This is a genomic window from Paracoccus shanxieyensis (assembly GCF_009711265.1).
GTDB lineage: Bacteria > Pseudomonadota > Alphaproteobacteria > Rhodobacterales > Rhodobacteraceae > Paracoccus > Paracoccus shanxieyensis.
The window spans coordinates 3461-22744 of the sequence record NZ_WMII01000014.1; the positions used below are offsets into that span (position 1 = coordinate 3461).

Annotated in this window: 16 protein-coding genes; 2 read left to right on the plus strand and 14 right to left on the minus strand. The window is 65.1% G+C overall.

Annotated elements, in window-relative coordinates; translation table 11 throughout:
* The 4 genes from GL284_RS14470 to GL284_RS14485 form a co-directional block, all read right to left on the minus strand.
* Nucleotides 1-538 (minus strand): sarcosine oxidase subunit gamma (locus tag GL284_RS14470; RefSeq protein ID WP_341870534.1); only part of this gene is annotated, 538 nt, incomplete at its 3' end.
* Complete coding sequence (locus GL284_RS14475; RefSeq protein WP_155045353.1) at nt 531-3461, minus strand: sarcosine oxidase subunit alpha family protein; 2931 nt, start codon at nt 3459-3461, stop codon at nt 531-533. The genes GL284_RS14470 and GL284_RS14475, both read right to left, overlap by 8 nt.
* Nucleotides 3458-3739 (minus strand): sarcosine oxidase subunit delta, encoded by a 282-nt coding sequence (locus GL284_RS14480; RefSeq protein ID WP_155045354.1) that lies wholly within the window; start codon nt 3737-3739, stop codon nt 3458-3460. Before GL284_RS14480 ends, GL284_RS14475 begins: the two co-directional genes overlap by 4 nt.
* A gap of 9 nt (nt 3740-3748) precedes the next feature.
* The gene (locus GL284_RS14485; protein WP_341870416.1) at nt 3749-4999 is read right to left on the minus strand and encodes a sarcosine oxidase subunit beta family protein; all 1251 of its coding nucleotides are present in this window, start codon (nt 4997-4999) and stop codon (nt 3749-3751) included.
* A 196-nt stretch (nt 5000-5195) separates the two neighbouring features.
* On the opposite strand from GL284_RS14485, the gene GL284_RS14490 reads away from it, so the two are divergent.
* Entirely contained in the window at nt 5196-6206 is a 1011-nt protein-coding gene (locus GL284_RS14490; RefSeq protein WP_230383095.1) for a GlxA family transcriptional regulator, read from the plus strand.
* On the opposite strand, the gene GL284_RS14495 is transcribed toward GL284_RS14490, so the two are convergent.
* From GL284_RS14495 to GL284_RS14520, 6 genes are all read right to left on the minus strand, one after another.
* Complete coding sequence (locus GL284_RS14495; protein WP_155045356.1) at nt 6149-7189, minus strand: heme-dependent oxidative N-demethylase family protein; 1041 nt, start codon at nt 7187-7189, stop codon at nt 6149-6151. The two genes, GL284_RS14490 and GL284_RS14495, sit on opposite strands and share 58 nt — an antisense overlap.
* Before the next feature lie 9 nt (nt 7190-7198).
* Nucleotides 7199-8119 carry a PDR/VanB family oxidoreductase gene (locus tag GL284_RS14500; protein WP_155045357.1) on the minus strand — a complete coding sequence of 307 codons (921 nt, stop codon included), beginning with the start codon at nt 8117-8119 and terminating at the stop codon, nt 7199-7201.
* On the minus strand, nt 8116-8649 hold the full coding sequence (locus tag GL284_RS14505; RefSeq protein ID WP_155045358.1) for a dimethylamine monooxygenase subunit DmmA family protein: 534 nt from the start codon (nt 8647-8649) through the stop codon (nt 8116-8118). The genes GL284_RS14500 and GL284_RS14505 overlap by 4 nt, the downstream gene beginning before the upstream one ends.
* Before the next feature lie 81 nt (nt 8650-8730).
* Nucleotides 8731-9870 carry an aminomethyl transferase family protein gene (locus tag GL284_RS14510; RefSeq protein ID WP_155045359.1) on the minus strand — a complete coding sequence of 380 codons (1140 nt, stop codon included), beginning with the start codon at nt 9868-9870 and terminating at the stop codon, nt 8731-8733.
* 36 nt (nt 9871-9906) lie between these two features.
* Nucleotides 9907-12258, minus strand: coding sequence for a trimethylamine N-oxide demethylase (locus GL284_RS14515; RefSeq protein ID WP_230383094.1), 2352 nt, complete (start codon nt 12256-12258; stop codon nt 9907-9909).
* A gap of 58 nt (nt 12259-12316) precedes the next feature.
* Nucleotides 12317-13660 (minus strand): NAD(P)-binding domain-containing protein, encoded by a 1344-nt coding sequence (locus GL284_RS14520; protein WP_155045361.1) that lies wholly within the window; start codon nt 13658-13660, stop codon nt 12317-12319.
* Nucleotides 13661-13841: 181 nt separating this feature from the next.
* On the opposite strand from GL284_RS14520, the gene GL284_RS14525 reads away from it, so the two are divergent.
* The gene (locus GL284_RS14525) at nt 13842-15092 is read left to right on the plus strand and encodes an ABC transporter substrate-binding protein (RefSeq protein WP_341870413.1); all 1251 of its coding nucleotides are present in this window, start codon (nt 13842-13844) and stop codon (nt 15090-15092) included.
* Here the strand turns inward: GL284_RS14525 and GL284_RS14530 are convergent.
* From GL284_RS14530 to GL284_RS14545, 4 genes are all read right to left on the minus strand, one after another.
* The gene (locus tag GL284_RS14530) at nt 15076-15789 is read right to left on the minus strand and encodes a FadR/GntR family transcriptional regulator (RefSeq protein ID WP_230383093.1); all 714 of its coding nucleotides are present in this window, start codon (nt 15787-15789) and stop codon (nt 15076-15078) included. The genes GL284_RS14525 and GL284_RS14530 overlap by 17 nt on opposite strands.
* 100 nt (nt 15790-15889) lie before the next feature.
* Nucleotides 15890-17194, minus strand: a complete 1305-nt coding sequence (gene glnT, locus GL284_RS14535) for a type III glutamate--ammonia ligase (RefSeq protein WP_155045362.1) — start codon at nt 17192-17194, stop codon at nt 15890-15892.
* Between the two features lie 68 nt (nt 17195-17262).
* On the minus strand, nt 17263-18588 hold the full coding sequence (locus GL284_RS14540) for an FMN-binding glutamate synthase family protein (RefSeq protein WP_155045363.1): 1326 nt from the start codon (nt 18586-18588) through the stop codon (nt 17263-17265).
* 11 nt (nt 18589-18599) lie between these two features.
* Nucleotides 18600-19283 (minus strand): GltB/FmdC/FwdC-like GXGXG domain-containing protein, encoded by a 684-nt coding sequence (locus tag GL284_RS14545; protein WP_155045364.1) that lies wholly within the window; start codon nt 19281-19283, stop codon nt 18600-18602.
* Between the last annotated feature and the right edge of the window lies 1 nt (nt 19284).

Genomic DNA, 19284 nt, shown 5'->3' on the forward strand with positions numbered 1-19284 from the left:
GCTGGCGCGCGGCCGCTTGGGTCAGGGCGTGCCAGATGGTGCCTGCGGCCGAGCGCATGCCAAGGACCGCCAGATGATGCTCGGCGCGGCGGATGATGAAGATGCTCATGTGGTGCAGGCCGGTGCGGGTGGCGCGGCCCGGACCAAAGCCCTGCGCGTCAATATTGACCAGCTTTTCCAGCAAGGCGCGGATGGGGGCGGCGCCGCTGTCCGAGGTGATCTCGAACGCGACGAAGCCGTCGGTCTGTTCGGTCACCGCGCAGCCCGGCGCGCGGGCGGCCACGGTGGCGGCGAAATCGCTGGCGGCCAGACCTGCGCCTTCGATCATCCACTGATCGGGGCCGGTCCAGAAGGCGGCGATGCCATCGTCCTGCTGCCACAGGCCGGGGCCGGGGCGCGGCAGCTCGCTTTGGCCGCCGCGCAGATGCGCCACCGAGGCCAGCGCCAGATCGGGGTTTTCGCGCAGGCTCAGCGCGCCGAAGCGGGCCGATTGCGGGGCCGCGCCGCCAAGGGCGCAGATCGGATGCAGGTCAGTCACGGACGCGCCCTCCTTCCGGGTCGACGAAATGGGCCGAGACGACGCGCAGCGCCACGCTTTGCCCTTGCAGCGGATTGGCGGCGGTGATGATCTCATCCATCCGCGCAGCGCCGTTTTCCAGATAGCCCAGCCCGATGGCCGAGCCGATATGGGGCGAGAAACAGGCCGAGGTAATCCAGCCCTGATCGCTGGCGGTGTTCTGCGGCGACCCCTGGGTAAACAGATGCGACCCGGCGACGACCGGATCGGCCGGATCGACCGGCTGCAAGCCCACCAGCACACGGCGGTCGGCGACCATGCCGTCGCGGCGCGACAGGACCGCGCCGATGCTGTCCTTGGCGGTGCTGACCATGCGGCCCATGCCCAGCATCTGCGCCGTGGTCTGGCCGTTCAGTTCGTTGCCTGCGGCGTGGCCCTTTTCGATGCGCAGCACGCCCAGCGTTTCCGTGCCGTAAGGCGCAGCGCCCAGATCGGCACCGATCTGGATCAGCCGGGCCATCAGCGCATTGCCATAGCGCGCAGGCACCGCCAGTTCATAGGCCAGCTCGCCCGAGAAGCTGATGCGGAAGATCCGCGCCCGCAGCCCGCCGCAGATCGTCAGATTGGCGCAGCCCATGAACGGCAGACCCGCATTCGACAGGTCGAACCCGTCGACCACGCGCTGCAGCAGCTTGCGGGCATTGGGACCGGCGATGGACAGCTGCGCCCAGGCGTCGGTGGTGGAAATCAGGCTGACATCCAGATCCGGCCACAGGCATTGGCGGCAGAATTCCATGTGCCGGAAGATCGTGCCAGCATTCGCGGTGGTGGTGGTGACGACATAATGCGTCTGACCCAGCCGGGCGCAGGTGCCGTCATCCCAGGCAAAGCCGTCCTCGCGCAGCATCAGGCCATAGCGCACCATGCCGACCTTCAGGCTGGCCATGGCATTGGCATAGATGCGGTTCAGAAACTCGGCCGCGTCCGCGCCCTGCACGTCGATCTTGCCCAGGGTGGTCACGTCGCAGATGCCGACGCCCGCGCGGGTGGCCAGAACCTCGCGGTCGACCGTCTCGCGCCATGTGGTTTCACCGGCGCGGGGGAAATACTGCGCCCGCATCCATTGGCCGACCTCGACAAACACCGCGCCCTGCGATTGCGCCCAGTCATGCGTCGGCGTCAGGCGGCGCGGGCGGAAATGCGGGCCCGTGTCGCCCCCGCCCAGCACCGACATCGAGACCGGCGTATAGGGCGGGCGAAAGATCGTCGTGCCGGTCTGGCCCATCGACTGGCCGGTCAGTTCGGCCATGACGGCCAGCGCGGTCACGTTCGAGGTCTTGCCCTGATCGGTCGCCATGCCCAGCGTGGTCCAGCGCTTCAGATGCTCGACCGGGCGCATGTTTTCCTGATGCGCCAGCTTGATGTCCTTGACGGTCACATCGTTCTGGAAATCCACCCAGGCGCGGCCCTTGCCGGGGACATGCCACAGCCAATGCTGGTTCATCGCGGCGTCTTCGCCGCGCGGCAGATCGGGCAGGCTGGCGGTCACGCCCAGATCGGCCAGCGCCGCCTGCGCGGCCCGCGCCCCCGATGCCAGAGCCTGCGCGGTCGAGCCCATGCCCGCCGCGGCACCGGCAAGGCCAAGGCCCGGCACGCCGTGATCGGCGGCCAGAAAGCCCTGCGCGGCATCGTTCCATTGCGGCCGCCCCCGGTGATGCGAGGCCAGATGCAGGTTCGGGTTCCAGCCGCCCGCCACCCCAAGCGCGCCGCAATCCAGCCATTCGCTGCGGCCATCCGCCGTGACCTGCACGGCGCTGAGACCAAGGCGGCCCTTGCTGTCGGTGACATGGCCGCCCGCGATGGTGCGATAGCCGCCTTGCGACGCGGCATCGGGGCGGGCATCGACGACGGCGACGACCTCAATGCCCTTGGCGACCAGATCCAGCGCGGTGCGGTGGCCGTCATCATTGCTGGTAAAGATCGCCACGCGCTGCGCCGGGCTGACGGCCCAGCGATTGGCATAGGCCCGCATCGCCCCCGCCAGCATGACACCGGGGCGGTCGTTATTGGCAAAGGGGATGTGGCGTTCCGTGGCCCCTGCGGCCAGAACGGCGCGCTTGGCGGTGATGCGCCACAGCGTCTGGCGCACGCGCCGGCCCGGTGTCGGCAGATGGTCGGCCACACGCTCGACCGCGCCATAGACGCCATGATCGAACGCGCCCCAGACGGTCGTGCGGCGCATGACGCGCAGATTGGGCAGGCTGGCGAATTCGGCCTGCACGCTGTCGATCCACGCGGTCGCGGGTTGTTCCAGCGGGTTGCTTTCGGCCAGCAGCCGACCACCCAGACGGAAATCCTCATCGGCAAGGATCACCTGCGCCCCGGTTCGCGCGGCGGTCAGGGCAGCGGCCAGCCCCGCCGCGCCGCCGCCGATCACCAGCAGGTCGCAATGCAGGAAACCCGCGTCATAATCGTCCGGATCGGCCTGATGCGTCAGGCGGCCCAGACCCGCCGCGCGCCGGATCGCCGGCTCATAGAGCTTTTCCCAGAAGGCCCGCGGCCACATGAAGGTCTTGTAGTAAAACCCTGCCGCAAGGAACGGTGACAGCAGATCGTTGACCGCCAGCAGATCGAACCCCAATGTGCCGACCCGGTTCTGGCTGCGCGCCTGAAGCCCGTCGAAAAGCTCGGCCACCGTGGCACGGGTGTTCGGCTCTTGCCGCGCGCCGCTGCGCAATTCGACCAGCGCGTTCGGCTCTTCCGAGCCAGCGCTGAACACGCCGCGCGGGCGGTGATACTTGAAGCTGCGGCCCATCAGGCGCACGTCATTGGCCAGCAGCGCCGAGGCCAGCGTATCCCCCGCATATCCGGCATAGGACTTGCCGTCGAAGCTGAAGCGAAGGCTGCGGGACCGGTCGATCAGCCCCCCTGTCAGGCGCGTCATGCCGCACCGCCTTTCCGGATGTCGCGCGCCAGTTCCGCGCCAAGAATTTCATGCGTGAGCGTGTTGCGGGTCACCACCAGCCAGCTGCGGTCGCCCTGTTCGTGAAACCAGAGCTCGCGGTGGATGCCCGCGGGGTTGTCGCGCAGGTGGACATAATCGTGAAAGGCCGCGGCGGCGTCCGGGGCGCTGGCATCGGGACGATCCAGCAACCGCGCGTCGCCCAGATAGGTGAACTCACCGGCGTCGCGCAGACCAAGCAGGGGATGGGGGATCAGCATGTCATGGCCTCAATGCAGGTTGGGCGTCGCGCCCATGCCTTTTTCGTCGATGGGAAGCCCGCGCTGGAAGCGGTCAAGGCGGTAGGCGCGGGCGGTGTCATGCGGCGTGTCGGTGGCCAGCAGATGCGCGAAGGCATAGCCGCTGGCGGGCGTGGCCTTGAACCCGCCATAGCACCAGCCCGCATTCAGGTAGAGACCCTGCACCGGCGTGCGGTCGATGATCGGGCTGCCATCCATCGACATGTCCATGATGCCGCCCCAGATCCGCAGCAGGCGGGCGCGACCGATGGCGGGCATCAGGGCCATGCCGCCCTGCGCCACATCCTCGACCACGGCCAGATTGCCGCGTTGGGCATAGCTGTTATAGCCGTCGATATCGCCGCCAAAGACCAGCCCGCCCTTGTCGGACTGGCTGACATAGAAATGCCCGGCGCCAAAGGTGATCACCCCGTCGATAAAGGGCTTCAGCCCTTCCGAGACAAAGGCTTGCAGCACATGGCTTTCGATGGGCATCCGCATGCCCGCCATCGCCATCACCCGCCCCGTCGAGCCTGCGACCGCCACGCCGACCTTGCCCGCCGCGATATACCCGCGCGAGGTGTCGACCCCGCGCATCACGCCGTTTTCGATGCGGAACCCGGTGACTTCGCAATTCTGGATCAGATCGACGCCCGCGCGATCGGCGCCGCGTGCATAGCCCCAGGCCACGCCGTCATGGCGCGCCGTGCCCGCGCGGCGCTGCAACAGCCCGCCCTTGATCGGGAAGCGCGCATTGTCGAAGTTCAGCCACGGATACATCGCCCGCACGCCGTCCTGGTCCAGCAGCCCGGCATCCGCGCCCGCAAGGATCATCGCATTGCCGCGGCGGCGATAGGCGTCGCGCTGCCCGTCGGTATGGATCAGGTTCAGAATGCCGCGCTGGCTGACCATGGCGTTGAAGTTGAATTCCTGCTCGAGGTTCTCCCACAGCTTCATCGAAAATTCGTAGAAGGGTTCATTGCCCGGCAGCAGATAGTTCGAGCGGATGATCGTCGTGTTCCGGCCGATATTGCCGGACCCCAGCCAGCCCTTTTCCAGCACCGCGATGCGGGCCTTTTTGAAGGTGTTCGACAGGTAATAAGCCGTGGCCAGCCCGTGCCCGCCGCCGCCGATGATTACGTAATCATAGGACGATTGCGGCTCTGGATTGCGCCAGATCGGCGCCCAGCCCTTATGGCCGGTCAGCGCCTCTTTGATGACGCGTAGCCCTGAATATCGCACTGGCCGCCGCTCCTGTAAGCCGATTCACAGATACAGATTAGCTGTCCGGGAATCGCTGCATTTGTCCACCTCGGACATTTTCTTGCCTGTTTCGGCAAAGATGCATTTTTTCGTCAAAGCAGCGGCTTGCGCAAACTGACTTGTCCGCTGCGGACAGGATCTTGCCCAGACCTGCCATCTGCCGTTAGAAGGTGCGATGAGCGACCCATTGCGCATTGGCTTCATCCTGACCCCGGACTATGCGCTGATGTCGCTGGGCTCGGCGGTCGAGCCCTTGCGCGCGGCAAACCATCTGGCGGATCGCGAACTTTACCGGCCCAGCTATTATTCCGTCGCGGGGGGATTTGCCGCCTCGACCTCGGGTGGCGGGTTTCAGACGCTGCCCTTGTCCGAGGCGGGCGCGCTGGATCTGGCGCTGGTCGTCGCGGGCGGCAATCCGATGCGCTATGAGGATGCGGTTCTGGCGCGCGGGCTGCGCAGCCTGCAGGCGCGCAAGGTGCCCTTGGGCGGCATTTCGGGGGGCGCCGCGATCCTTGCGCGGCTGGGCCTGATCGAGGGGCGGCGCTTCACGCTGCACTGGGCGCATGTCGAGGCGCTGTCCGAGGCCTATCCCGATCTGCTGATCGAACGGGCGCTATATGTCATCGACCGCGACCGCTATACCTGCGCGGGCGGGGTGGCGGCGCTGGACATGATGTGCGGCATCATCGCCCGCGATCATGGCGCGGAATTTTCCCGCGCCGTCGCCGACTGGTTCATCCATCCCCGCCCGCGCACCGCCGATGAGCCGCAGCGCTCACCCGTGGCGCAGCGGTTCGATCTGCGTCACCCGATGCTGGTGCAGGCGGTGGATCTGATGTTCAGCCATCTGGCCGATCCGCTGTCGCCCGAACAGCTGGCCGCGCAGGTCGGCTGCAGCCCGCGCCAGTTGCAGCGGTTGTTCGGCGACCAGCTGGGCCGTTCGATGATGCAGTTCTACCGCGAGATGCGGCTGCAAAAGGCCGATGAGCTGGTGCAGCAAAGCGGGCTGTCCATGCTGGACGTGGCGCAGGTCACGGGCTTTGTCAGCGCCGCGCATTTTTCGCGGCTGTACGGTGAACGGTTCGGCATGTCGCCGGGCAAGCGCCGTCAGGCCGCCCGGCGCAAGGGTCAGTCCGGCCAGATGTCGGCCGAGGTCGGCGCGCCATCGTCGAAACGCGCCAGATAATCGACGATCAGCGGGCGGTTGACGATGAAGCCCTTATAGGTCGCCAGATCCTCGGGCAGGTCGCGGATCACGCGATGCAGGCGGCGTCCCCATTTCGGCACGGTCACCAGATCCTGCATCGAGATCAGATAGCAGCGGATCGGAAACAGCACTCCGTTCGAGCGGGGCAGGCGCCAGAAGCTTTGCAGCTCGACCCGCAGGAACTGCTTTTCGCCGATGTTTTCGGGCGTCAGGCTGCGTTTCTCGGGTCCCCATTCGGGATAGGTTTCCGGGCTGGTATCCAGACGCGGGTTCACCGTCAGCGTCCAGTTCAGCCGCCGCGCCGGGCTGTCCTGCTGGACGTTCAGCAGAAACTTCAGCGCGCGCTGGAAGATGCCCATCTCGGCCGCGCGCGGCACCGGGGCGTGCCATTCAAAGAAGCTCATGCCGATGTCGAAATCCAGCGACCAGTCGGCCTGCGAGGTGATCATGCCCGCATCCATCCACAGATTGCCCTGTCTTTGGTCCAGCACGGCGAAATCGCCCTGCGTCTGGCGGGTGATGTATTCCAGCGGGCCATAAGGCAGGGTGCTGTCATCCAGAAAGGTAAAGCTGTCATCGATACCCATGGGCCGGTTGATCCAGCGCCAGCGGTCGCCGTCGCGATGCAGTTCAAACAGATCCGGGTAATCCTCGGATTTGCTGACCATGATCAGTTCCAGCACGTCCCATCCCGCCACACGCATATGCGGCAGAGACTGGCAGCGCATCGGATCGCGCGACAGCGTGATGGCGCGGTCCTCCATCTCGGACAGGTAATGTTCGTCGACATCGAAGCGGCGCTGGAAGACGCTGCCGTCGCGGCCGCCCTTATGCGGCTCCATGTTCACCGAATACATGTATTCGTCGCGGTCGAAGGGGAAGGGAAAGCGGCGGATGGCGGCGGCCGAGTTGTGAAAGCTGTAATCGCCGCGAAAGCTTTCCTTGTTGAAGGTGATGGTCAAGGCGGGCTCCTATCGGTCGATGGTCAGAAGCGCGCCCTTGAACCGGGACACGCAGGGCATGATCTTGCGGGCCTGTTCGCCCGGCTCCAGCCAGTGATCGCGATGGTCGATCTGGCCATCGCAGGCCAGAACGTCGGTTTCGCATTGCCCGCAGGCCCCGCCGCGACACAGCCACGGCGCGTCGATGCCCGCCGCCTCCATCGCTTCAAGCAGGCTTTGATGCGGGCCGACGGTCAGGGTCTGGTCGCTGGCGGCGCAATGGACGGCAAAGGGCGCGCCCGGCGCGGGGGCCAGAAACTCTTCGGAATGCAGGGCGTCGCGGGGCCAGCCAAGCGCGATGGCGGCCTGCAGCACGCTGTCGATCATCCGGGCCGAGCCGCAGACGTAAAGATGCGTGCCCAAGGGCTGATCGGCAAGGATTGCCGCCAGATCCATGCGCGAGCCTTCGTCGCTGACATGCAGATGTGCGCCCGGCAGATCGGCGGCCAGTTCGCTGCGCGCGCGCAGGGCGTAATGCAGTTCATATTCGGCGCCCAGCCGGTCCAGATCGGCGATCTGCGCCAGAAACGGCGTGATGCCGACGCCGCCCGCGATCAGCAGATGCTTGCGCGCGGTCAGGTTCAGGCCGAACAGGTTCACCGGCTGGCCCAGCCGCATCGTCATGCCCGGCTGCGCCTGTTCATGCATGAAGCGCGACCCGCCCCGGCCCTGATCCTCGCGCTGGACCGCGATCTCATAGCCCGAGCCGTCCTGCGGGTCCGAGACCAGCGAATAGGCATTGCGCCGCAGCGTGTCGCCATCCTGCATCTCGACGATGACATGCGCGCCGCCCGAAAACACCGGCAGCGCCGCGCCGTCGGGATGCTGAAAGCGAAAGCGCGTGATGCGCGGCGAAAGCGGGGTCTTTTCGGTCAGCAGCAGCGGGATCATGCGCGCAACTCCTGTGGCTGGGGAATGTCGCCCGGGGTTTCGGCGTCGATGCAGACACCCTGAAATGCCCCCAGCCGGGCCGAGAAATGATCGCGCACGAACAGCGCGCGTCCACAGCCGGGGCAGGTATAGGGGTCGGTCATCACCTCTTCGGCGATGGTCTTGCAATGCACGCATTGCATCCGCCGCGCCGGGCTGCCGCAGTGCTGCGCCTGTATCGCCCCCTTGGGCAGACCCGCCGCCAGAAGCTGCGCCTGCGCCTGCGCAATCAGCCCGTGCGACCCCGCCAGCCAGACCTGCAGGCCCATCTTCGCCTGCGACACCGCCCCGGCGATGGCGGCAGGCAGCGTCGCCGCCGGCGCCTTGGCCGAGACGCGCAGGATGGTGGCCTTGGGCTTCAGTTCGGGCGCGCTGCCGATCAGCGCGTCCAGGGCCGCCATGCCCGCATCATCGGCGATCATCAAGGCGGACTGACAGGGCCGGGGCTCAAGCGGTGCAAAGCTGGGATGGCTGGCAATGCGTGGGGTCATCGGGGGTCCTTGGCGAAGATGCTGAGGCTGGGCGGGAAGGCGGGCGGTGACGGGGGCCGCACGAGCCCCCGTCATCAGGGTTCAGCCCTTGGCGGTGCGGCGCTTCTTGTCGGGATCGAAGAAGGGCATCGCGGCGGTGGTCGCGGCGATCTCGCCATGCGTGGCGCAGTTGACGGTCAGCTTGGTGCCTTCATTGGCGCAATCGACGGGCAGGCGGGCAATCGCGACGGTCCAGTCGTTCAGGGGCGAATACATCGCCTGCGTCACCACGCCGACCTTCTGGCCGTCCTTGAAGACCGGCGCGCCGTTGCCGGGGACGTTCTTGCCGTCGAGCTTGAGGCCCCAGATCTTGAAGCGTTCGCGGCCTTTCAGGCGGTAATGCTCCTCGGCGCCGCGGAAGCCCTGCTTGCCGGGGCTGACGGTGAAATCCAGTCCCAGTTCCCACAGCGTGTCGCCGCCCGGCTGGTCGTCAAAGGGATACATCTCGGAATTGTCATAGGGGAAGAACAGCAGATAGCTTTCCGCCCGCAGCATATCCAGCGTGGTGAAGCGGCAGGGGATGATCCCCAGATCGGCACCTTCCTCAAGGATGCGGTCCCAGATCATCCCGGCATCCTGACCGCGCACGAACAGCTCATAGCCGCGTTCGCCGGTATAGCCCGTGCGCGAGATCATCGCGGGCTTGCCGAACAGCGAGGTCTGCAGATGCCCGAAATAGGCCAGATCGCGGATGCCCGGCACATGCTTTTCCAGAAAATCCACCGCCAGCGGCCCTTGCAGTGACAGATCGTGCAGGTTGTCGTCGAACCGGACCGAGACATCGCGGCCGTAAGCCGCCATGGTCAGCTGCTCGAACCCCTGACCCGAGCCGTGGACGACCATGAAGGCGTTCGGCCCGGTGCGATAGATCACGCAATCGTCCACGAACTTGCCCGCATCGTTCAGCATGCAGGCATAGACCGAGCGGCCCGGCATCAGCTTTTCCATGTTCCGCGTCGTCGCGCGTTCGATCACATGGCTGGCGGCGGGGCCGGTGACATGCACCTTTTTCAGCCCCGACACGTCCATGAGCCCTGCCTTGGTGCGGATCGCCATATATTCGGCATCCGGGTCGCCCGAGGTATAGGACCATGCGGTGCCCATGCCGCTCCAGTCCTCAAGGTCCGAGCCAAGGGCCCGGTGGCGGTCGCCAAGGGTCGAAAAGCGCCAGGAATTCGTCATGTCTTGTCTCCGGTCATGATTGCGGGGGCGGCGGGTTCAGGACCGCGGCCGTTCTTTTTTCGGGTCGTAATGCGGGAAGGCCGAGATGCGGGCGGGCAGGCGTTTCTGCTGCCCGTCCAGCTTGCCGACCTCGATTTCCGTGCCCTCGGTGGCATGGGTGACATCGACGCGGGCCAGCGCGATCTGGCGGTCCAGCAGGGGCGACCACATGGCCGAGGTGATCTCGCCCACCTGCGCACGCCCGATATGCAGGCAGTCGCCATGATGGGCGGGAATGCGGCTGTCGATGTCCAGCCCGACCAGCTTCCAGCGCGGATTGTCCTTGCGGCGCTGCAAGGCCTCGCGCCCGATAAAGTCGTCGGGCTTGCTTTTCAGCGGCACGGTGAAGCCGATGCCCGCCTCGAACGGGTCGGTCTGGTCGGTGAATTCGTGATCGGCAAAGATCAGCCCGGCTTCGATCCGCAAAAGGTCCAGCGCGGCCAGACCCATGGGCTTCAGCCCGAAGCGTTGGCCTGCGGTCTGGATCGCGTCAAACACCGCCGCGCCGTCCTTGGGATGGCAGAACACCTCATAGCCCAGCTCGCCGGTATAGCCGGTGCGCGACACGACCAGCGGCGCGCCCTCGGGCCCGCCAAGGCGCGCCACGGCAAAGCGGAACCAGCCCAGTTCGCGGATCGTCGGCTGCATGGGGGCGGTCCAGATCAGATCCGACAGCAGATCGCGCGAATTCGGCCCCTGCACCGCCAGATTGTGCAACTGATCCGTCGAGCCGCGCACCATCACCTTCAACCCAAGCTGGGCGGCCTGTTCGCGCAGCCATTCGCCGCCGTAATCGCTGCCGCCGATCCAGCGGAAGCGGTCATGGCTCATGCGGAACAGCGTGCCGTCGTCGATCATGCCGCCATGCGGATAGCACATCGCGGAATAGACCACCTGCCCATCGCCCAGCTTCTTCACGTCGCGGGTCAGCACCCATTGCAGCAGCGCCTCGGCATCGGGGCCTGTCACCTCGAATTTGCGCAGCGCCGACAGGTCCATCATCGTCACGGCGCTGCGGCAGGCGCGATATTCCTCTTCGGGCGAGGTGGTGGGGAAGGTGTTGGGCAGCCAGAAGCCCTTGTATTCGATGAAATCGCGGGTCTGCGCGGCGAAACTGTCGTGAAAGGCGGTCTGTCGGGTCATGATCGGTTCTAAATCCGGCATCGGGCGCCATGCGACGGCGCGCTGGAATGTTTCGGTGGCGCCATAGCTGCGCACATGGATATCGGTCAGGTTCCAGCCATTGGCCGGGCTGGTATCGTCCGGGCAGGCCGAGGACACGCAGACGATGTCGGTCAGCGCCCGCATCAGCACATAATCGCCGGGCCGCGACCATGGCTCATCGGTCAGCAGCACGCCCTGCGCGTCGATCCATGTGTTGAAAAAGAAATTCGCAGCCATCCAGCCTTTTCGAGGATCGACCCCGTAAGGGGCCAGCGCGGCATTGAAATTGTCCGAGCAGTTCGCATGGCCCGGATAACCGATATCGTCGTAATACTTGGCCGCGCAGGCCATGGCGAAGGCATCGTGGCGCCCGCAGGTATCCTGCACTACCTCGACCAGCGGCGTCATGTCCTGATCGAAATATTTCGCATGCAGCCCCGGCATGGCATAGCTGTGACCCAGAAGGGTGCGCGTCGTCGTCACGTCCAGCGGGTTCTGAATGCCGCGATCCAGCTTGCGGGCGTCGAAGCACTGAAAATCCGTGCATTGCCGCCCGTCGACATCCAGCACCTGAATATATTCTCCGGCCCGCACCAGATAGGCGCTGGCCGTGGCCGAGGAAATGCGCAGATCAAGGATCGGATCGGCCAGCGGATCGGGCAGATCGAACCGCAGCTTGGCCTGCGGGGTGGCGGACTGAAGCTGCACCACAAGGGGCGAGGCCGTGTCATGGGTTTCGGGCGACATCGCGGGCGCCGGGGCGGCCACGATCAGCCAGCCCGCGCCGCTGGCGGTGAATTCGGCGCTGTCGCCTGCGGGGCTGAAGCCGCCGAACAGCGTCACCGCGCAGTGCCCAGACAGGTCGATCCCCCGTGCGGCGATGCCGCGGGCCATCCGGGTCAGGCTGGCATCTTTCTGGCCAAGCGCGCGGCGCAGACCATGCGGTTCGTCGGTGGCCGCGACGCCCAGAAGCGCGGTATCGGTCCGGCCCTGCGCGTCGGCGGCGATCAGTTCGGCGCGCTGGCCGCCCTCGGCATTGGTGATGCGGATGCGATCGCCCGTCGCGATGGCCAGCATCAGCGCCCCGCCGCCCGGCACGACATGACGCTGGGGCGCGGCGCTGGCCATGCGCAGGCCGCTGGGCTGGGGCGGGCCGGGCCGGAAAAGGCGGGGTTGGCTGGTCATGCGATCGCTCATGAAGAAAAAGGGCGGGGCAGATTTCGGGCTGCCCCGCCAGGGGGGATCAGTTCTGCAGATAGGCTTCCATGCTGTCGTCCAGCGCATCCTTCCACGGGGTGTGGTGCTTGGGGGCCATCGTGCCGGTGATGACCGAGCGATAGGAATTGTCGCGGAACCCCATGATGTTTTCGGCCTTGTGATGCTTCCATTCCAGGAAAGCCTCGCAGGCGCCATCCACGTCGAAATCGGGATAATCGGTCAGCGCGATCAGTTCCTTGACGTAATCGCCCTGATAATAGATCGCGTATTTATTGTCCGTGCCCGCATCCTCGCGCGCTTCGCGTTCGGCCACATCGGCCATCAGCTCTTGCTTGTCGGCGGGGATGGCGATGCGGTCCATGATGATATCGCGGGCATACCATGCCTGCGCATCGAACATGTTGAAGGTGAACCACTGGTCCTGCATCCCAAGATACAGCAGCTTGGGATTGTGGACATAGACGACGCCGCGATACAGATCCGCCGCCGCCAGCCGGTTCTTCGTCTTCAGCCGCAGATCGTCGGGCAGGAACGGGAAATAATGCTTGTATCCCGTGCACAGGATGATCGCATCCACCCGCTTGCTGGTCCCGTCCGAGAAATGCGCCGTATCCTCGGTCACATGCGACAGGATCGGCACTTCGCGCCAGTTCTCGGGCCAGTCAAAGCCCATCGGCGCGGTGCGATAGCTGACGGTGATGGATTTGCAGCCATATTTCCAGCATTGCGAACCGATATCCTCGGCGGAATAGGACGTGCCGATCAGCAGCACATCCTGCCCCTTGAACGCGCGGGCGTCGCGGAAATCATGGGCGTGGACGATGCGGCCGTTGAACCGCTCGAAGCCCGGATATTCCGGCATGTTCGGCGTCGAGAAATGCCCCGAGGCCACGACGACCCAGTCGAACACCTCGGAATAGACCCGATCATTCACCTGATCGTGGACGGTGACGGTGAAATTGTCGCCTTCGGCATCATAGACGACATTGCGCACCACGCTGGAAAACCGGATCCAGTCGCGCACTTCGGCCTTGTTCACCCGGCCTTCGATATAATCGAACATCACGGCGCGCGGCGGGTATGAGGCGATCTGCTTGCCGAAATGTTCCTCAAAGGAATAGTCGGCGAATTCAAGCCCTTCCTTGGGACCGTTCGACCAGAGATAGCGATACATCGAGCCATGCACCGGCTCGCCATATTCATCGACACCCGTGCGCCATGTATAGTTCCACAACCCACCCCAGTTCGACTGCTTTTCAAAGCAGACCACCTCGGGGATCGCATCGCCCTTGGCGGCAGCGGACTGAAAGGCACGTAGCTGGGCAAGGCCCGAAGGCCCGGCGCCGATCACGGCGACACGCTGCGTCATCTTGATCTCCCTATTTTGGTTCGGACCAGTTTTCGGTCGCGTATTATTTGGCATGGACCAATTACCCGCCCATATTCCTTGCAGGTCAAGAATATTTCTTCTGATGAAGAGTGAAGTTTTTGACTTCTGCCCCAGGCCGGACAAAATCCTTGCAGATAGGGGGTAAAAATTGAGCATATCCTTGGCACAACAACTGGCCGTGTCCGGGGCCATGCCGCGACATCTGCGCAGCAGCGGCGGGCCGGTCCGAATCGGGTTTCTGGCGCCCCTCAGCGGACCTTCGGCGCCATGGGGCAGGCCGGGGCTGGATGGCTGCATGATCTGGGCCGATTGGGTGAACGGGCAGGGCGGGCTGATCGTCGGCAACCGCCGCCTGCCGGTCGAGATCGTCGCCCGCGATGCCGCCCTGTCGCCGGAGGAAACCATTCTTGCCGGACGCGAACTGGTCGAGCGATCCGGCGTGCGCATTCTTCTGGCACTTGGCGGCGACAGTCTGCGCCCGGTGCTGCCTTGGCTGATGGCGCGGGGCGTGCTGACTTCGACACTGCTGCCTTTCGATCTGTCGCCGCGCACGCCCAGCCTGATCGCGCCTGCCGAAATCCATCCGGTCTTCGTCGTCACCGGCGTGGCGTGGCTGGCGCGGCAGCGGCCCGATCTGAAGCGCGTGGCGCTGTGCAGTCAGGAGGACATGATGGGCCGGCCCTCGCTTGCGACCTATCGCGCGGCCTTTGCCGCCGAAGGGATAAAGGTGGTGCATCAGGTGCGATACGACCCGAAATCCCGGGACGCCGATGCGATGGTCGCCGCCATGCTGGCCAGCGATCCGCAGATCCTGTGCTGGTGTTCATCCGAGCCGCATATGATCCATGCCCTGACCGAAGCCGCCTTTCATGCCGGGTTTCGCGGCCCGATCCTCAGCTGCACCGGCGACAATTACCGCCGGCTGGTGGCGCGGACCTCGGCGGAATTCATGGAAAATTTCATCTTTCATTTCCCCGATTTCGATGATCCGCAACTGATCGAGCGGACGTTCTTCTTTCGCCAGCCCTCGGCGTTTCATGCCAGCTATGGCGATCGCTTTCCCGGCCACTGGTCGGCCGTAAGCTGGGAATATCCAGCGATTCTTGACCTTTGGCAGTCGGCCGTCGAAATTGCCGGAACCACCGATCCGATGGCGGTGCTGGCAGCGATCAAGCGCGGCGGCCAGATGATGCAGGTCTTCGGCCCGGCCCGCTGGCATGGCGAGGCGCTGTTTGGCATCGACAATGCGCTGATCGGCAGTTGGCCCGTCGTGCGGGTCATCGACGGCGTGGCGCGGATCGTGGAATTCGGCTCGGTGCTTGGCTGGCTGGCCCAGCATGAGCCGTTGCTGCTGCAGGAATTGCAGGCGCTGGATCTGCTGTGGCAGCAGCGCGTCAGCTCTCTTGCATGAACAGGCGCTGTTCTTCCAGCAGCGCCTGCTGCACCAGTTCCATGGCTTGCGGAATGTCGCGCGCGGTCAGCGCCGCCAGCAGCGCGATATAGGATTCGCATTGGCTGCGCAGGCGCTCGGGCGTCATGTGACGGCGCAGCATGGCGCTGCGCTGCGGCTGACGCCGTGCCTTGACCACCAGATTGTAGCAGGCGACCAGCAGCGGATTGCCGGTGCCTTCGACCAGCCGCATGTGGAAATCTTCTTCATGCCGCGCAAAGCTTGCCGGGTCGGCGGCGGTCTGCATCTGGTCCAAAACATCGGCCAGTGCGTCGATGGTCGCGGGGGGCATGTTGACGATGGCCAGCCGCGCGATCTCGGGTTCCAGAATGCCGCGCATGACCTGCAAATGCAGCGGCCCGGTCGCGGCGATGACCGGGGCGGCACTGTCCCAGCCGCCCGGTTCGGTTACAAAGGATCCCGCACCGGCGCGGCGCAGGATCAGCCCGCGGGTTTCCAGAATATCCAGCGCCTCGCGCAGGGTATTGCGCGCAACCTTCAGGCTTTCGGCCAGTTGCCGCTCGGCGGGCAGGCGGCTGCCGGGGGGGTAATCGCCTTGTGCCATGCGCGCGGCCAGCGCCTCGGCCACCATCTGCACGGTGGACCCCTGCGCCTTGTCGGGCTGGCTGCGCGGTACAGATTGCGGCAAAAGCGACATGCGGCCTCCGACGGCATAAGGACGACGCGAGCGTATCGCGCCGTCCGAAAGATTGCCATCGGGGATTGAACCAATTGCGCCAAATTGGCGCAACTGTGGCTTAGATGTCGAGGGTGTTGTCGCGTTCCCACTGCGTCAGATGCGCGGTATAGGCGTTCCATTCCTGCGTCTTCAGCTTGATATAGGCCGCCGAGAAATCCGCGCCAATGGCCTGTTTCAGGCCGTCATCCGCATCAAAGGCGCGGATGGCGTCCAAGAGGTTCAGCGGCAGCTTCGGCGCATCCGTGACCTTGTGGCCTTCGGCATACATGTCGATATCCCAGCGCTTGCCCGGATCGGCCTTGGATTTCAGCCCCGAGAGCCCGGCCGCGATGATGACGGCCTGCAGCAGATAGGGGTTGACCGCCCCATCGGGCAGGCGCAATTCGAACCGGCCGGGGCCGGGGACGCGCACCATATGCGTGCGGTTATTCCCGGTCCAGGTCACCGAATTCGGCGCCCATGTCGCGCCCGAGGTGGTGCGCGGTGCATTGATGCGCTTGTAGCTGTTCACCGTCGGGTTGGTGATCGCGGCCAGCGCCGAGGCGTGTTTCATGATGCCGCCAAGGAAATGCCGGCCCTGATCGGACAGCGACAGTTCCTTGCTGTCATCGGCAAAGGCGTTCTTGCCGTCCTTGGTCCAGACCGAGATATGCGCGTGGCAGCCATTCCCCGTCAGCCCCATGATCGGCTTGGGCATGAAGGTCGCGCGCAGCCCGTGCTTTTCCGCGACCGAGCGGGTCATGAACTTGAAGAAGCTGTGCTTGTCGGCGGTGGCCATGGCGCCGTCATATTTCCAGTTCATCTCGAACTGGCCGTTCGCATCCTCGTGGTCGTTCTGATAGGCCTCCCAGCCCAGCTCCAGCATATAGTCGCAGATCTCTGCGATCACGTCATAGCGGCGCATGACCGCCTGCTGGTCGTAGCAGGGTTTGACGGCGGTATCGGCGGCGTCCGAAATCGCCGTGCCCTCGGGGGTCAGCAGGAAGAATTCCGGCTCGACCCCGGTCTTGACCTCAAGGCCCAGATCGGCGGCCTCAGTCACCAGACGGGCCAGCACGTTGCGCGGCGCCTGATCCAGCGGACCGCCGCCCGCCATCACGCAGTTCGAGGCGACCCATGCCACGTCCTTTTTCCACGGCAGCTGGATCACCGAGGAGGCGTCGGGCAGGGCTATCATGTCGGGATGCGCGGGCGTCAGGTCCAGCCATGTGGCAAACCCGGCAAAGCCCGCACCATCGGCCTGCATGTCGGCAATGGCCTGCGCCGGAACCAGTTTGGCGCGCTGACCGCCGAACAGGTCGGTATAGGAAATCATGAAGTATTTGATGCCCTTTTCGCGGGCGAATTCGGCAAGATCGGTCATTTCCGTTCCCTGTTGATTGGCATGAAGCACCGGGGCGGGGGGCTTGGCCCCGCCCTTCTGGTCTTGGATCAGAAGCCGGACTGACCGGGGATCCAGCTTGTGCCCGCCAAGGGCACGCCCGCCATGGCGGCGGCTTCTAGGGTCAGTGCGCACAGATCCTCGGGTTCAAGGTTGTGCACATGGCTTTTGCCACAGGCCCGCGCGATGGTCTGGCATTCCAGCGTCAGCACGGCCAGATAGTTGCGCAGCCGACGCCCGGCCTCGATCGGGTCCAGACGCTTCATCAGTTCGGGATCCTGCGTGGTGATGCCCGCCGGATCCTTGCCTTCGTGCCAGTCGTCATAGGCGGCGGCGGTGGTCCCCAGCGCCTCGTATTCAGCGGCCCATTTCGGGTCGTTTTCGCCAAGCGCGATCAGCGCTGCCGTGCCGATGGCAACCGCATCCGCGCCAAGCGCCAGAGCCTTGGCCACATCCGCGCCGGTGCGGATCCCGCCCGAGACGACAAGCTGGACCTTGCGATGCATCCCCAGATCCTGCAGCGCCTTCACGGCGGGGCGGATACAGGCCAGCGTCGGCTGTCCGACGTTTTCGATGAACACGTCCTGCGTGGCAGCCGTGCCGCCCTGCATCCCGTCCAGCACCACCACATCGGCCCCGGCCTTCACCGCCAGCGCGGTGTCGTAATAGGGCCGTGCGCCGCCGATCTTGATATAGATCGGTTTTTCCCAATTGGTGATCTCGCGGATCTCAAGGATCTTGATCTCCAGATCGTCCGGGCCGGTCCAGTCGGGGTGACGGCAGGCGGACCGCTGGTCGATGCCGATGGGCAGGTTGCGCATCTTGGCCACGCGCTCGGTGATCTTCTGGCCCAGCAGCATGCCGCCGCCGCCGGGCTTTGCGCCTTGGCCGACCACGATTTCGATGGCGTCGGCGCGGCGCAGATCGTCGGGGTTCATGCCGTAACGGCTGGGCAGATACTGATAGACCAGCTTTTCGGAATGGCCGCGTTCCTCATTGGTCATGCCGCCATCGCCCGTGGTGGTCGAGGTGCCCGCCATGGTCGCGCCGCGTCCCAGCGCCTCTTTGGCGGGGCCGGACAGCGCGCCGAAGGACATGCCGGCAATGGTCACGGGGATCTTCAGCTCGATGGGCTTTTTGGCAAAGCGCGTGCCCAGCACGACCGAGGTGTCGCATTTCTCGCGATAGCCTTCCAGCGGGTAACGCGACATGGACGCGCCCAGAAACAGCAGATCGTCGAAATGCGGCACGCGGCGTTTCGCGCCACCGCCCCGGATATCATAGATGCCGGTATCGGCGGCGCGGCGGATTTCGGCGTTGATCTCGGAGGAATAGGTCCAGCTGTCGCGGGGCAGGGTTTGCGGGGTCTTGTCCATGATATCCCTCATCAGTAGGCGCCTGCGTGATCGACGTGGAAATTGTAAAGCTTGCGGGCCGAGCCATAGCGCTTGAAGTCCTCGGGCTTGGCGTCGCTTTCGGCGCGCGACAGCAGATCGGCAAGGATCTGCAGATGTTCGGGGCGCATCTCTTTTTCGATGCAGTCGGCCCCCAGCGATTTCACCGAGCCGCGCACGAAAAGCCGCGCCTCATACAGCGAATCCCCCAGCGCATCGCCCGCATCGCCGCAGACGACCAGATTGCCCGACTGCGCCATGAAGGCCGACATATGGCCGATATTGCCATGCACCACGATGTCGATGCCCTTCATCGAGATGCCGCAGCGCGACGAGGCATTGCCCTTGATGACCAGAAGCCCGCCATTGCCGGTCGCGCCGGCATATTGGCTGGCATCGCCGTCGATGATGACGGTGCCCGACATCATGTTTTCCGCAACACCCGGCCCGGCCGAGCCGGTGACATGGACGGTGGCCTGCTTGTTCATGCCCGCGCAGTAATAGCCGGTCGAGCCTTTGACCGTCACCTCGATCGGCGCATCAAGACCGACGGCGATGGCATGCGCGCCCTTGGGGTTTTCGATGACCCATGCGGTCTGGTTGGTTTCATTGGCCTGCGCCTGAAGCGTGCTGTTCAGTTCGCGCAGTTCGGTGGTGGCCATGTCGATGGTCTGCATG